General features: G+C 69.6%; 13 protein-coding genes and 2 pseudogenes. 8 read left to right on the top strand and 7 right to left on the bottom strand.

The genetic code is table 11. From position 1 onward, the window contains the following. Positions 1-73: 73 nt before the first annotated feature. The 5 genes from mmsA to ACWCXB_RS16690 form a co-directional block, all read right to left on the bottom strand. Positions 74-1,621, bottom strand: a complete 1,548-nt coding sequence (mmsA, locus tag ACWCXB_RS16710; RefSeq protein ID WP_450723430.1) for a multiple monosaccharide ABC transporter ATP-binding protein — start codon at positions 1,619-1,621, stop codon at positions 74-76. Continuing rightward, the gene (chvE, locus tag ACWCXB_RS16705; protein ID WP_450723428.1) at positions 1,618-2,724 is read right to left on the bottom strand and encodes a multiple monosaccharide ABC transporter substrate-binding protein; all 1,107 of its coding nucleotides are present in this window, start codon (positions 2,722-2,724) and stop codon (positions 1,618-1,620) included. The genes mmsA and chvE overlap by 4 nt, the downstream gene beginning before the upstream one ends. A 5-nt stretch (positions 2,725-2,729) precedes the next feature. Further along, positions 2,730-3,704, bottom strand: coding sequence for a hypothetical protein (locus tag ACWCXB_RS16700; protein ID WP_450723426.1), 975 nt, complete (start codon positions 3,702-3,704; stop codon positions 2,730-2,732). Positions 3,705-3,816: 112 nt separating this feature from the next. Next, positions 3,817-4,827 (bottom strand): zinc-dependent alcohol dehydrogenase, encoded by a 1,011-nt coding sequence (locus ACWCXB_RS16695; RefSeq protein ID WP_450723424.1) that lies wholly within the window; start codon positions 4,825-4,827, stop codon positions 3,817-3,819. Positions 4,828-4,832: 5 nt separating this feature from the next. Beyond that, a complete protein-coding gene (locus tag ACWCXB_RS16690; protein WP_450723422.1) occupies positions 4,833-5,981 on the bottom strand; it encodes a mandelate racemase/muconate lactonizing enzyme family protein in 1,149 nt (382 codons plus the stop codon). 217 nt (positions 5,982-6,198) lie between these two features. Here ACWCXB_RS16690 and ACWCXB_RS16685 point away from each other — a divergent pair, with 217 nt between their 5' ends. The 6 genes and pseudogenes from ACWCXB_RS16685 to ACWCXB_RS16660 all read left to right on the top strand — a co-directional run bounded on the left by ACWCXB_RS16685 (position 6,199) and on the right by ACWCXB_RS16660 (position 11,644). Next, complete coding sequence (locus ACWCXB_RS16685) at positions 6,199-6,969, top strand: IclR family transcriptional regulator (RefSeq protein WP_450723420.1); 771 nt, start codon at positions 6,199-6,201, stop codon at positions 6,967-6,969. Continuing rightward, the gene (locus ACWCXB_RS16680) at positions 6,966-7,835 is read left to right on the top strand and encodes an SMP-30/gluconolactonase/LRE family protein (RefSeq protein ID WP_450723418.1); all 870 of its coding nucleotides are present in this window, start codon (positions 6,966-6,968) and stop codon (positions 7,833-7,835) included. The genes ACWCXB_RS16685 and ACWCXB_RS16680 overlap by 4 nt, the downstream gene beginning before the upstream one ends. A 33-nt stretch (positions 7,836-7,868) precedes the next feature. After that, positions 7,869-8,026 (top strand): annotated as a pseudogene (locus tag ACWCXB_RS16675) (amino acid oxidase); the annotation flags it as partial. Between the two features lie 136 nt (positions 8,027-8,162). Further along, a complete protein-coding gene (locus ACWCXB_RS16670) occupies positions 8,163-8,942 on the top strand; it encodes a hypothetical protein (RefSeq protein ID WP_450723416.1) in 780 nt (259 codons plus the stop codon). Positions 8,943-9,227: 285 nt separating this feature from the next. Next, positions 9,228-11,423, top strand: a complete 2,196-nt coding sequence (locus ACWCXB_RS16665; protein ID WP_450723414.1) for a carbon starvation CstA family protein — start codon at positions 9,228-9,230, stop codon at positions 11,421-11,423. A 14-nt stretch (positions 11,424-11,437) separates the two neighbouring features. After that, positions 11,438-11,644, top strand: a complete 207-nt coding sequence (locus ACWCXB_RS16660; protein WP_450723412.1) for a YbdD/YjiX family protein — start codon at positions 11,438-11,440, stop codon at positions 11,642-11,644. Positions 11,645-11,693: 49 nt separating this feature from the next. On the opposite strand, the gene ACWCXB_RS16655 is transcribed toward ACWCXB_RS16660, so the two are convergent. After that, complete coding sequence (locus ACWCXB_RS16655) at positions 11,694-12,302, bottom strand: GOLPH3/VPS74 family protein (protein ID WP_450723410.1); 609 nt, start codon at positions 12,300-12,302, stop codon at positions 11,694-11,696. 213 nt (positions 12,303-12,515) lie between these two features. Here ACWCXB_RS16655 and ACWCXB_RS16650 point away from each other — a divergent pair, with 213 nt between their 5' ends. Then, positions 12,516-12,692: a hypothetical protein gene (locus tag ACWCXB_RS16650; RefSeq protein WP_450723408.1), complete on the top strand. Its 177-nt coding sequence runs from the start codon at positions 12,516-12,518 to the stop codon at positions 12,690-12,692. A 167-nt stretch (positions 12,693-12,859) separates the two neighbouring features. Continuing rightward, positions 12,860-13,483, top strand: a complete 624-nt coding sequence (locus ACWCXB_RS16645; RefSeq protein WP_450723406.1) for an isochorismatase family cysteine hydrolase — start codon at positions 12,860-12,862, stop codon at positions 13,481-13,483. 90 nt (positions 13,484-13,573) lie between these two features. Here ACWCXB_RS16645 and ACWCXB_RS16640 read toward each other — a convergent pair. Continuing rightward, a pseudogene (locus tag ACWCXB_RS16640) lies at positions 13,574-13,761 on the bottom strand (2,3-diaminopropionate biosynthesis protein SbnA); the annotation flags it as partial.

Genomic DNA, 13,761 nt, shown 5'->3' with positions numbered 1-13,761 from the left:
CCTGCTCTCGGGCAGCGGTCAGGGCTTGGCCGTCATGAGGTCGCGGATCGGCCGAGTGAGAAGCCCCCCTCGTTCACGTAGGGGGAGGAGTCACGGTCATATGGCGCATCAGGATTTCCTGGGTTGCCTCATGACGCGGGATCTCGCCGGTCAGCCGGCCGGCCGACATCGTGTAGATGCGGTCGCACATCCCGAGGAGTTCGGGCAGCTCGGAGGAGATGAAGATGATTGCTCTCCCCTGAGCTGCCAACTCGTCGATGACCGTGTAGATCTCGTACTTCGCCCCGACGTCGATGCCGCGCGTCGGCTCGTCGAGGATCAGCACATCCGGCCCCGCGAAGATCCACTTGCTGAGGACGACCTTCTGCTGGTTGCCGCCGGAGAGCCGGCCGGCCTGCTCGAAGACGGTCGGGGCCTTGATGTTCATGGTGCGGCGGTACGACTCGGCGACCCGGGTCTCCTCGTGCTCGTCGACGACACCGCGCCGGGACACCTTGGGCAGGGCGCTCAGAGTGATGTTCCGGCCGATGGTGTCGATGAGGTTGAGGCCGTAGTGCTTGCGGTCCTCGGTGACGTACGCGATGCCGTGTCCGACCGCCTCGGGGACGGTGCGGGTGCGGATCTCCCTGCCGTCCTTGAGGACCGTGCCGCTGACGCCCCGGCCGTAGGAGCGCCCGAAGACGCTCATCGCGAGCTCGGTGCGGCCGGCGCCCATCAGCCCCGCGATACCGACGATCTCGCCGCGCCGCACGTGCAGCGAGACGCCGTCGACGACCTTGCGCTGCTGGTCGATGGGGTGGTGCACGGTCCAGTCGCGTACCTCGAGGGCCGGATGCGCCCCCGCGTCACCCTCGTACGGTGTCCGGTCCGGGAAGCGGTGGTCGAGGTCGCGGCCGACCATGCCCCGGATGATCCGGTCCTCGGTCGTCGAATCCGCGCGGACGTCCAGGGTTTCGATGGTGCGGCCGTCCCGGAGGATCGTGACGGAGTCGGCGACCCGGGCGATCTCGTTGAGCTTGTGCGAGATGATGATCGAGGTGATGCCCATCTGCTTCAGTTCCACGATGAGATCGAGGAGCTTCGCCGAATCCTCGTCGTTGAGCGCGGCGGTCGGCTCGTCGAGGATCAGCAGCTTCACCTCTTTCGACAGCGCCTTCGCGATCTCCACGAGCTGCTGTTTGCCGACGCCGATGTCGGCGACCCGCGTCTGCGGATGCTCGTTCAGGCCGACCCGCTTGAGCAGTGCCGCCGCGTGCCTCAGCGTCTCGTTCCAGCTGATCACTCCGTGCCGGGCGTGCTCGTTGCCGAGGAAGATGTTCTCGGCGATCGAGAGGTAGGGGACCAGGGCGAGTTCCTGGTGGATGATGACGATGCCGCGCCGTTCGCTCGCCCTGATGTCCCTGAACGCGCACGTCTCGCCCCGGAAGCGGATCTCGCCCTCGTAACTCCCGTGCGGATGAACCCCGCTGAGGACCTTCATCAGGGTCGACTTGCCGGCGCCGTTCTCCCCGCAGACGGCATGGACCTCGCCTTCGGCGACGGTGAGGGTGACATCGGAGAGCGCCCGGACCCCGGGGAAGGTCTTGACGATCGAGCGCATCTCCAGGACGGGTGCGCTCACGTCAGGTCACTCGCCTTGATGTAGCCCGAGTCGACCAGGACGGATCGGTAGTTGGACTTGTCGACGCTGACCGGGTCGAGGAGGAAGGACGGCACGGCCTTGATCTCGTTGTTGTAGGTCGTGGTGTCGTTGACCTCGGGCTTCTTGTCGTTCAGTACGGCGTCGGCCATCTGCACGGCCTGCTTGGCCAGGGCCCGGGTGTCCTTGTAGACGGTCTGCGTCTGCTGCCCGGCGATGATCGACTTCACGGACGCCACCTCGGCGTCCTGGCCCGTGACCACGGGGTAGGGCTTGGCGGCCGTCCCGTACCCGTCCGACTTCAGCGCGGACAGGACGCCGATCGAGATCCCGTCGTACGGGGAGAGGACCGCGTCCACGCTGTCGGAGCCGTACGCCTTCGTCAGCAGGTCGTCCATGCGCTTCTGCGCGGTGCCGCCGTCCCAGCGAAGGGTGGTGATCTGCTCCAGCTTCGTCTGCCCGCTCTTGACGACGAGCTGCTTGCTGTCGATGTACGGCTTCAGGGTCTTCCATGCGCCCTGGAAGAAGTAGCGGGTGTTGTTGTCGTCCGGCGAGCCCGCGAAGAGCTCGATGGTGAACGGCCCCTTCTTCGCCCCGTCCTTCAGACCGAGCTTGTCGATGATGTACGTGGCCTGGAGGACGCCGACCTTCTCGTTGTCGAACGAGGCGTAGTAGTCGACGTTCGGGGAGCCGAGGATGAGCCGGTCGTACGAGATCACCTTCACGCCCTGGTCGGCGGCCTGGCGCAGGACGTCGGAGAGCGCCCGGCCGTCGATCGCCGCGACCACGAGGACGTCCACACCCTTGGTGATCATGTTCTCGATCTGCGAGACCTGCTGGTCGACGTCGTCCTCGCCGTACTGCAGATCCGTCTTGTAGCCGAGCTTCTCGAACTGCTCGACCATGTTCTTGCCGTCGGCTATCCAGCGCTCGGAGGACTTGGTCGGCATGGCGATGCCGATCGTGGAGGCCTTGGCGGACTTCTCCTCCTTGCTGCCGCCCGTGCCGCTCTGGCCGCAGGCGGCGAGGGCGAGGGCGAGTGCGGTGGCGGTGAGGGCGGTGGTCGCGGCTCGGTGGATACGCATGGCTCTCAGTCCTTCTCGGGGAGGGTGACGGGGAATCGGTGGAGCTCGCCGGGCAGGCGTGAGCCGAGCGGGGACATCCCGCCGTCCGCGCCGTGCCGGGCCAGCAGATCGAGGACGAGCCGGCCGCGCCGTACCCGCTCCCGGGCGGTGGCCAGCGCGGTGTCGCGCAGCTGGGCTCCGTACGGGTAGATGCCGGGGGAGCGGGACAGCCCGAACTTGAGGTAGAGCGGCGCGCCGCGCCGGATCAGCTCGGCCGCCTCGTACATCCGGACGTATCCGCCGAGGTCGTCGGGCGCCTCGACGTACAGGTCCATGGGGGCGCGGCTGACCCGGCGGATCTCGGTGAGATGGGCGAGGGCGAGGTCGGAGGGAATGTTGAGGGAGTCGGCGCCGAGCCCTTCATGGACGGCGTACGAGGCCGGATTGACGGGGCCGATCAGTGCGGACACCTTGAAGGTGGTGTCGGCCGGCAGGACGCCCGCGACCCGCAGCCGGTGCAGTGTCCACAGCACGCCCTCGTCGGCCACGAGCAGGCAGCGCACCCCCAGCTCCGCGGCGCGCAAGGCGTCCTCGACACATCCGGCGAGCGCGTCGTGGCCGCGGGCGCGCAGCCCTGCGCCGCCGGATTCGGTACGGGTCGCGGCGCCGGTGTCCCAGGTGCCGCGCGGACCGGTGAACAGGCAGAGTTCGATGCCGCGTTCGGCGCAGGACTCCACCATCTCGATGATCTCGGCGTCGGTGAGCATCCAGACGCCGCTGCCCTGGCTGACGCGGTGCACGGGCACGTCCAGGCGGGCGCTCTCCTTGAGGACGACGGCGAGCGCCTCCGGTCCCTCGACGGAGGGGATCTCGGTGCGCCATGTGCCGCCGTCGGGGAAGGTGTGCGGTGATGCGTCGGTGGGGTCGGTGTCCGGCACGGGGTGGCCGATGCGGGCGAGGGCGGCGACGCCGGGGCGGCGCGGGGGTGAGGGGGCTGTCACGGAACTCCCTGCGTTCGATATCTCGGACATGGTTCGGGTCTTTGGGTGTACGGCGGTACGGAGTCGTCAGGTCCCCCGTACCGCCGTACGGTCTCTGAGGTCCCTCAGGTGGCTACGGGCGCAGGAGGACCTTCCCGGCCTTCGGGTCGCCGCTGCCGACGAGGGCGATCGCCTCGCCGAACCGCTCCAGCGGGTACTCGTGCGTGATCAGCGGCGCGGGGGTCAGCAGACCGACGCCGAAGGCGCGCACGGCGTCTGCCCAGGCGGACGACGACGCACCGAAGACGCTCCGTACCGTGAGCTGGCTCAACGAGAGACGGACAGGATCGATGCCGGTCGCCCCCTGCGCGAACATTCCGGTGAGCACGACCCTCCCGCCCCTGCGGGCGAGCAGGCACGCGTCCTGTGCGGTGGTCGGCGCGCCCGCTGTCTCCACGACCAGGTCGTAGCGCCCGGCGTGTCCGGAGGCCTCCGCGGGAGTGCACGCCTCGCCCGCCCCGAAGCGCAGTGCCTGCTGGGCGCGGGCCTCCCTCGGGTCGATCGCGGTCAGTACGGCGGGGGAGTGTGCGGCCAGCAGCTGCACGGCGAGCAGGCCGAGCGTCCCGGCGCCGACGACCGCGATCCGCTCCCCGGGGCGCGGCGCCCCTGCCCGTACCGCCGCGGCGATCACCGCCGCCGGCTCCAGCAGGGCGGCGGCCCGCAGGTCCGCGTCGTCGGGGAGGGGGTGCAACAGCCGGGCGGGGACGGTGAGGTGGTCGGCGAAAGCACCGGGCAGGGTGAAGCCCGTCTCGTCGTAACCACCCGTGCAGAGATTGGTGTCGCCCTCGCGGCACCGCTCGCACACGCCGCACGCACGGAAACCCTCGGCGACCGTCTTCCGTCCGACCAGCGCCGGATCCACGCCCGCACCGACCGCTTCGACCGTGCCGGACCACTCATGGCCGGGCACGACCGGGTAGCGGACGAAGTCGGCGTCGCGATGGCCGTCGTACACCTCGCGGTCGCTCATGCAGATCCCTGCGGCGGCGACCCGGACCCGTACCTCGCCCGGCGCCGGGTCCTGTGTCTCGCGCCGTACGAGCCGGTACACGCCCGGCTCGTCGACGACAAGCGCGCGGCTCATTCGGCTCACTTGGGCGCCCTCTTCTCCCAGCCGTCGGCCCACAGGTCGAACCGCGCTGTCTGCTGGGGGAATTCGGCCGCCGCCGCCTCGTCGAACTCGACGCCGAGACCGGGCGCGTGCGAGACCTCGAAGTAGCCGTCGACGACCTGGGGTGCTCCGCGCACCACCTTCTTGATCTCCGCGTCCGCGAAGTCGTTGAAGTGCTCCAGGATCTTGAAGTTGGGGGTGCAGGCGGCGAGTTGGAGGGAGGCGGCCGTCAGGACCGAGCCGCCGACGTTGTGCGGGGCGACGAGCATGTAGTGGGTCTCGGCGGTCGCGGCGAGTTTGCGCGTCTCGAGGATGCCGCCGATGTGACCGACATCCGGCTGGATGATGTCCGCGGCCTGCGACTCGAAGAGCTCACGGAACTCGATCCGGTCGTGGATGCGCTCCCCGGTCGCGATCGGCATGTCCACCTTGGCGGCGACCTTCTCCAGTGCCTTGAGGTTCTCCGGCGGGACCGGCTCCTCCAGCCAGGCGGGCCGGAAGGGGGCCAGCTCGCGAGCCAGCCGTACGGCCGTCGCGGGGGAGAAGCGGCCGTGCATCTCCAGCATCAGCTCGGTCTCCGGGCCGATCGCGTCCCGCACCGCCTCGATCAACGACACGGCGTACGCGGTCCGTTCGTGGTCGAGCTCGAAATGACCGGTGCCAAAAGGGTCGATCTTCAGGGCCCGGTAGCCGCGTGCCACGACCTCCTGGGCGGCCTTGTGGTAAGCCTCCGGGGTCCGCTCGGTGGTGTACCAGCCGTTCGCGTACGCCTTCACCCGGTCCGTGACCTTGCCGCCGAGCAGCTGCCAGACCGGCACGCCCAGCGCCTTGCCCTTGATGTCCCAGCAGGCCATCTCCACCACCGCGATGCCGGACATCACGATCTCGCCGGCGCGACCGTAGTCGCCGTACTTCATGCGGCGCACCAGATCCTCGACCGCGAAAGGGTCTGAGCCGGCGATGTGGTTGGCCTCCGCCTCACGGAGATAGCCGACGAGTGCATCGGTGTGGCCGAGCATCCGGGTCTCGCCGACCCCCGTGAGTCCCTCGTCGGTGTGGACCAGGACGTAGGTGAGATTGCGCCAGGGCGTCCCGACGACGTGCGTGCTGATTCCCGTAATGCGCAAGGCGGTTGCCCCTTGGGTTGTTCGGTATTTCGTCACACGTTCGAAATGGTGGCGTGACCGTAATCAGGCAGGCCGAGGAGTGTCAATGGGTCGTGCACAACGGTGTTCGAGCCAGCTCTGTCCGAGTCATTGCCCGTCGAACGAAGCTGTGCTTAACCTGTGTTCGCGATACCGATCAATGACCGAAGTTTCGAACATGTGGGGTGGGTGGCCGACGATGGGACGACTGGTGCCGGCGGTGACCAGGGCGCTGGACATACTCGAGCTCTTCCTCGAAGGCGACGGCACGCTCTCCGCGCCCGACGTCATCCGCAGGCTCCAGCTGCCGCGCACCACCGTGCACGAGCTGCTCACCACCCTCGCCGCCCGCTCCTATGTGGTGCCCGTCCCCGAACAGCCCGGCCGCTACCGTCTCGGCGTGCGCACCTACCAGCTCGGCAGCCGGTACGCGGAACAGCTCGACCTCGCCGCCGAGGGACAGCAGGTCGCCCGGGAGATCGCCGACACCTGCGACGAGACGGTCCATGTCGCCGTGCTCGAGGACACCGACGTGATCTACATTGCCAAGGTGGACTCCACGCACGCCGTCCGCATGGTCTCGGCGGCGGGGCGCAGACTGCCCGCGCACTGCACTTCGGTCGGCAAGATGCTGCTTGCGAGCCTGCCGGAGCCCGAGCTCGAAAGCCGCATCGCGGGAAGGGAGTTCACCGCGATGACCCCCAACAGCATTACCGATCCGGACGTGCTGCGCGAAGCACTCGCCGGCATCCGGGCGCGCGGCATCGCCGTCGAGCACCAGGAGTCCAACCCTGACGTCAGCTGCGTGGCCGCCCCGGTACGCGACAGAGCGGGCCGTGTCGTCGCCGCGCTCTCCATCTCCGTACCGATGATCCGATGGAGCGACGAGCGCGAGGGCGAGCTCGCGGAGCTGGCCGCCAAGGGCGCCGCCGACCTGTCGGTGCGCCTCGGCCACCGGAGCGTCCGGTGAGCCGCCTGGTCCGGTACCCGGTGAGGTACGAGGTCGCGGTCCACGAGCAGGCGACACTCGGCGAGGGCCCCACCTGGGACCCGACGACGGCCCGGCTCGTCTGGGTCGACATCCTCTCCTCCCGCATCCATACGTACGACCCCGGAAGCGGCCGCCGCACGGTCATGGCCACCGAGCAGCACGTCGGCGCCGCGAAGCCACGCGCGGGCGGCGGACTCGTGGTGAACCTCAGGGACGGCATCGGCGTGTACGGCCCCCGCGGCGCCCCCTTCCGCTGGCTGCTCCACGAGCCGGTGCCCGGCCGCCGCGGCAACGACGCCGCCGTCGCCCCGGACGGCTCGCTCTGGGCGGGCACCATGCGCTACGACGAAAGCCCGGGCGGCGGAAACCTCATCCGTGTCGCCCCGGACGGCTCGGTCACCGAGCAGATCGCGGACGTCGCCGTCAGCAACGGCACGGGCTGGAGTCCGGACGGCCGGCTCATGTACTACATCGACAGCCCCACCCGCCGGATCGACGTCCTGGACCACGAGGACGGACGCGCCCTGAACCGACGGGAGTTCGCCCGCATCGAGACCGGCGCCGGGTTCCCCGACGGGCTGACCGTCGACGCCGACGGCTGCGTATGGGTCGCCCTGTGGGACGGCGCGGCGATCCGCCGCTACACACCGGACGGCACGCTCGACCGCGTCGTCGAACTGCCCGTACGCCGCCCGACCGCCTGCGCCTTCGGCGGCCCGGGACTGCGCCACCTCTACATCACCACGGCCCGCACCGGCCTGACCCGACCGCATCCGCTCTCCGGTTCGCTCCTCGTTCTGCCGGGCGCGGGCCAGGGGCTGCCCGCTCTGCCCTTCGCCGGCTGAGCCGGCCTCGGCGGCTGCGGCGGTCCGCCGGCCGGAGGCCCCGACGCACCCGCCTTCGCGCCGATCGACCAGGCGGCCGGCCGCCTCTACTTCGCCGGCGACCACCTCAGCCACACCGACGCCTGGCGGCACGGCGCCTTCACGTCCGCACGGAGGCGGTCACCGCACTGCACAGCCGCGTACTCGCCTGACCGCGCCCGGCTCGCCCGAACGCTCCCCCGGGCACTGAGTATCCGTACTCATGCACTCCCTCCGGCCGCAGCGGGACCATGGGACGCGGCGCGGCAGCGGCCGCGCCGCGCCTTGCGTGCTCATGTGGGGGACGGCATGGGGAAGTTCTTCGGTGCGGGACTGGCAGCCGTGGTCGTGACCACCGCGGCGGTGATCCTCGCCCATGCGGCGGGGGCGCCGCCGGCGGTGGTGCTGGGGGCCGGGGCCGGGGTGCTCGGCCTGCTGTGGCTCCTGGTGCTCCTGACCGTGCCGTGGAACCTGTACTTCCGGGCACATGCGGTGCTCGCCGAGATCGCGGTGAGCCGCGAGAAGGGCCTGGAGGTCTCCACGGCGCGGGACGCCGAGGCGGCGCGCATCGCGCGGATGATGCTGCGGGCGGCCGTGGCGGGGCACGTCGTGACAGCGGGTGCCGTGGTGGTGGTCACAATGGCGACAGGGCGGGTGACGGGGTACTGGTTCGCCGGGTTCTTCCTGCTGAGCACCCTCTTCCGGCCGGCGGGCGCCTACTTCGCGCAGCTGCGGCGGCGCCTGGGCACGCTGCTCAAGGACGTGACGTATCCGCGCGACGACGTGGTGGAGCTGCGCGCGCGGGTGGACCGCGTGGAGGCCGGGACGAAGGTCCTGGAGGACAAGGCCGAGGAGCACTACCGCGCGTTCGCCGAGCTGCGGCGCACCGTGGACGCGCTGGGCATGGCGTCGTACGAGCGGGCCGACGAGGCCGACCGGAAGATCGCCGCGCTGGGCAGGGAGTTCGAGTCGACGGTGAACCGGCTCACCGACAACCAGGAGATCATCGCGGGCGTGAAGGCCTTCCTGCGCCTGCTGCGGGCGACCGGCGACGGCATCGAGCCGTCGAGGGGCCCGCGGCCGATCTGAACCGGACACCCGTCGGGCCGGTACCGGCTCCCCCGCCCGTAGCCCGGCACGCCGGTCTGCGTACCTCGAAAGCGCCCCCGCACCTGCGCTCGACCAGGCGTGTGCGGTGGCCGTGGGCCCCGTACGCCAGGAGCCGGAGGGCTGAGACGCCGCGGCATCGGACGGGAGCCCACCCGCGCGGACGGCGTGCACGGGTGCGCGAACGGTGTCCACGGGTACGCTGATGGATCAGTCCCCTGGATCTGCTGCACACCACAGTGACGACGACGGGACGGGAGCCACACCATGGGCGAGCCGGCACCATCGAACACTTCCCGGCGGAGCATGAATCCGCAGTCGGTCGCCGTCTGGGTGCTCGTCGCCCTGGTCGGCGCGGTCGGCTGGAGCGTGCTGGCCCTGTCCCGCGGCGAGGAGATCTCCGCAGTCTGGATGCTCGCGGCCGCTCTCGGCTCGTACGCCATCGCCTACCGCTTCTACGCGCGCTTCATCCAGTACCGGGTGCTCAGGGCGGACAAGACCCGTGCCACCCCCGCCGAGCGGCTCGACAACGGCGTCGACTTCTACCCGACCGACCGCCGGGTGCTCTTCGGCCACCACTTCGCGGCCATCGCCGGGGCCGGTCCGCTCGTCGGCCCGATCCTCGCCGCGCAGATGGGATATCTGCCGGGCACCATCTGGATCATCGTCGGTGTGATCTTCGCCGGTGCCGTCCAGGACATGGTCACGCTGTTCTTCTCCACGCGCCGCGACGGCCGCTCGCTCGGCCAGATGGCGCGGGACGAGATCGGCCCGTTCGGTGGAGTCGCGGCCCTGATCGCGGTCTTCGCCATCATGATCATCCTGCTGGCCGTACTGGCGCTGGTGATCGTCAACGCGCTGGCGCACTCGCCGTGGGGTGTCTTCTCCATCGGCATGACGATCCCGATCGCGCTCTTCATGGGCGTCTACCTGCGGGTACTGCGGCCGGGCAAGGTCGCCGAGGTCTCGCTCATCGGCGTCGCGCTGCTGCTGCTCGCCATCGTCGCGGGCGGCTGGGTCGCCGAGTCGTCGCTCGCCGGCTTCTTCACCCTGGAGCCGAGCGCCCTGGTCATCTGGATGGTGGTGTACGGCTTCTTCGCCTCCGTGCTCCCGGTCTGGCTGCTGCTCGCGCCGCGCGACTACCTCTCCACCTTCATGAAGGTCGGCACGATCGTGCTGCTCGCGGTGGGCGTGCTGATCGCGAGGCCGACGCTGAAAATGCCGGCGGTCACCGAGTTCGCGGGCAACGGCCAGGGGCCCGTCTTCGCGGGGTCGCTGTTCCCGTTCGTCTTCATCACCATCGCCTGCGGTGCGCTCTCCGGCTTCCACTCCCTGATCGCCTCGGGCACCACGCCGAAGATGATCCAGAAGGAGTCCCAGATCCGGATGATCGGCTACGGCGCGATGCTGACCGAGTCCTTCGTCGCGGTCATGGCGATGATCTGCGCCTGCATCCTCGACCCCGGTCTGTACTTCGCGGTCAACGCCCCGGCCGGTGTCCTCGGCACCACGGTGGAATCCGCCTCGCAGGCGGTCGCCAACCTCGGCTTCACCGTCACCCCGGAACAGCTGACCCAGGCCGCCAGGGACGTCGAGGAGGCGAGCCTCCTCTCCCGCACCGGCGGTGCGCCGACCTTCGCCCTGGGCATGTCGGACATCTTCTCCGCGGTGGTGGGCGGCGCCGGCATGAAGGCGTTCTGGTACCACTTCGCCATCATGTTCGAGGCGCTCTTCATCCTCACCACGGTCGACGCGGGCACCCGGGTGGGACGCTTCATGCTCCAGGACACGCTGGGCAACATCTACAAGCCGATGAAGCAGGTCAGCTGGAAGCCGGGCGTCTGGTTCGCGAGCGCTGTCGTCGTCGGCTGCTGGGGCTACTTCCTGTGGGCCGGGGTGCACGACCCGCTCGGCGGCATCAACCAGCTCTTCCCGCTCTTCGGTATCGCCAACCAGCTACTGGCCGCCGTCGCGCTCGCCGTCTGCACCACGCTGCTGATCAAGTCCGGGCGCCTCAAGTGGGCCTGGGTGACAGCCGTTCCCCTCGCGTGGGACGCCGCGGTCACCCTCACCGCGAGCTGGCAGAAGATCTTCTCGAGCGACCCCAGGGTGGGCTTCTTCACCCAGCGCGACAAGTACCAGGCGGGCATCGACGCCGGCCAGGTGCTGCCGCCGGCGAAGACCATGGACGAGATGCAGACCATCGTGACCAACTCGACGGTCGACGGCATTCTCGCGGCCTTCTTCGCCATCCTCATCGTGGTGGTCCTCGCGGACGCGGCCAGGGTCAGCACGAAGGCGATCCGCTCCCCGGAGGCCATCCGTCTCGTCGAGGTCCCGTACGTCGAGTCCAAGCTGGTCGCGCCCGCCGGGCTGATCCCCACCAAGGAGGAGAGGGCGGAGCTGGCCGCGGCCGGAACCGGTGGCGCGGACCGCGAGGCTGCGGGAAGCGGCAGGGCGTGAGTACCGTGATGCATATGAAAGCGCTGAGCGGCGTGCGACGCGCGGTGGACTGGGTCCGCTGGTACGTGCGCGAGGTGTCGGGCGAATCCGTGTACGACCGCTACGTCGCCCATGCCAGATCCCACGACCCGGGCGCGAAGGTCATGTCGCGCCGCGCGTTCGAGCGCAGCCGGATGGACGCCAGGGAGGCCGATCCCCGCGAGGGCTTCCGCTGCTGCTGAGCGACACGGCGACAGGCAGGGCGCCGGACCGGCGTCCCCCCTGCGGTCGTCATTCGCCTCGCCAAACGTTGTCGAAGGCCGCCTCTTCGATGTCTCGCCGTTGCCGTTCGGCCGCAAGTTCGTTCGATGCGTCATGGACGGCGGCGAGCACTGTCGCCGTCGCGTCGTCGGGCACGCTCGGGGAGTCTCCGGTCCGCTTGTCGCCGATCCCTGCGGCCGCCGCAAGGGCGGCGAGCACGGGTTCATCCGCTGTCCAGCGGTCCGCCGCCTGGCGGTGAGCGGGCGAGTCGGCCGACACCAGCCGACTCGTGCGGAGGACCATCCAGCGGCGGCCTTGCTCCCGAACGAGGTGCCCTTCCGCTTCAAGGGCGGCCAGATATGCCGCGGACAGGCCGCGCCCTCTGCGCCAGAGCCAGTCGCCGACCGACTCGTACGGCGGCTGCCGGACGAGCGACGACGCGGCCTCGTCCAACAGGTGATCAGTGATCGCTTGCTGCAGGCTCGGCACGATGTGATCGCCGTCCAGCCCGATGGCCTGGGCGTCCAGGAGATCGATCAGCTCGGCTCCCGCGAGCGCCAGCGACAGATCGCCCCGCTCCACGGGGTGAGCGGAACGTACATCCAAGGCAACGATCATCAGGTCCCGTGCGATGGTCATGACTGGCTCCACGTCAGGGGCATCAACAACGGCTGCATCGCGCGAATCGGTCCCTAGGAATTCATTTCCTCACTCAAAAGTGTGACATAGGTCATCCGGTCCTGCGGGGGTTCGGGTGGCGAGGCTGCCTCACCACCGCGCGGGCGGAAACCACCAGGCCACCGAGGAACATCCGTCTCCGGCGGTGCGTTACAGGGCCCAGGAGGCTACAAAATGACGCACACGCAGAAGGTTCAGGACACCGCCGAGATGGCGCGTCGCGTGCGGTTCGGCAGGCTGCCGGAGCGGATTCGGCTGGAGGACACGGTCGAAGAGGTCCCGGCGACAGCCCCCGACCCGGCGAAAGATGCCTACAACTCCGATGAGTGGCTTGTTCGATACGCTCTGTAATTACACATGTCCGGCGCCGCAGACGTGGCGGCGGATCGCGGTTCGGCGAGAAGCTCGCCGACGAGAGCATTCCTGACAGTTCGTCATGAGACGGGCCTCCCGGGGGGAATCCATCGCCTGACGGCGACTCGGACCGGAAACCCTGACCACGCATGAGGGAGACCGACGTGACCGACCGACTGTACGAAGCCCATCGCACCGGACTCCTCCTGGTGGACCCGTACAACGACTTCCTGTCACAGGGCGGGCAGATCTGGCCGCAGTTGGAGCCGGTGGCCACGGAGGTGGGCCTGCTCGACAACCTGCGGGCGGTCACCGAAGCCGCGCGGGGAGCCGGGATTCGCGTCTTCATCGTGCCGCACCGCCGCTGGCAGCCCGGTGACTACGACGACTGGGCCCATCCCAATCCCACCCAGGTCCGCATCCATGACCGGCACACCTTCGCCAAAGGCACCTGGGGCGGTGAGTTCCACCCCGACCTCACCCCGGGCGACGGCGACGTCGTGATCAAAGAGCACTGGGCCCAGAGCGGATTCGCCAACACCGACCTGGACTTCCAGCTCAAGCAGCACGGCATCACCCACGTCATCGCCACCGGAGTCCTGGCCAACACGTGCGTCGAATCCACCGGCCGCTACGCGATGGAACTGGGCTACCACGTCACCCTCGTACGGGATGCGACCGCGGCCTTCACCAAGGAAATGCTCCACGCCGCACACGACCTCAACGGCCCCACCTACGCCCACGCCATCACGACCACGGCCGACGTCATCACCGCCCTCACCACCTGAACCAACTCCTGAACGCGGCTCGGGGCTCGGACGGGAGGATCCGCACGTGGGGCCGTTGAGGTCGTGTGCGGCGCTGCGACCCGTCCGCCGCTACTGCGGTCGGCCGCCCGGGGACCGGGTCGGTGACGCGGGGTCGGGTGCCGGGGAATCGGCGGCCGGCTCCTCGTAGTCGTAGTCGTAGTCGAGCACGTCTTCGCCGTAGAGAGCGTGCAGCCAGTTGGTGTGGTAGACGGTGTCGAGGTAGCGCTCGCCGAGGTCGGGGGCGATGGCCACCGCGG

The sequence above is a fragment of the Streptomyces sp. NPDC001514 genome, assembly GCF_053597075.1.
This window is presented reverse-complemented; position numbering and strand designations above follow the sequence as displayed.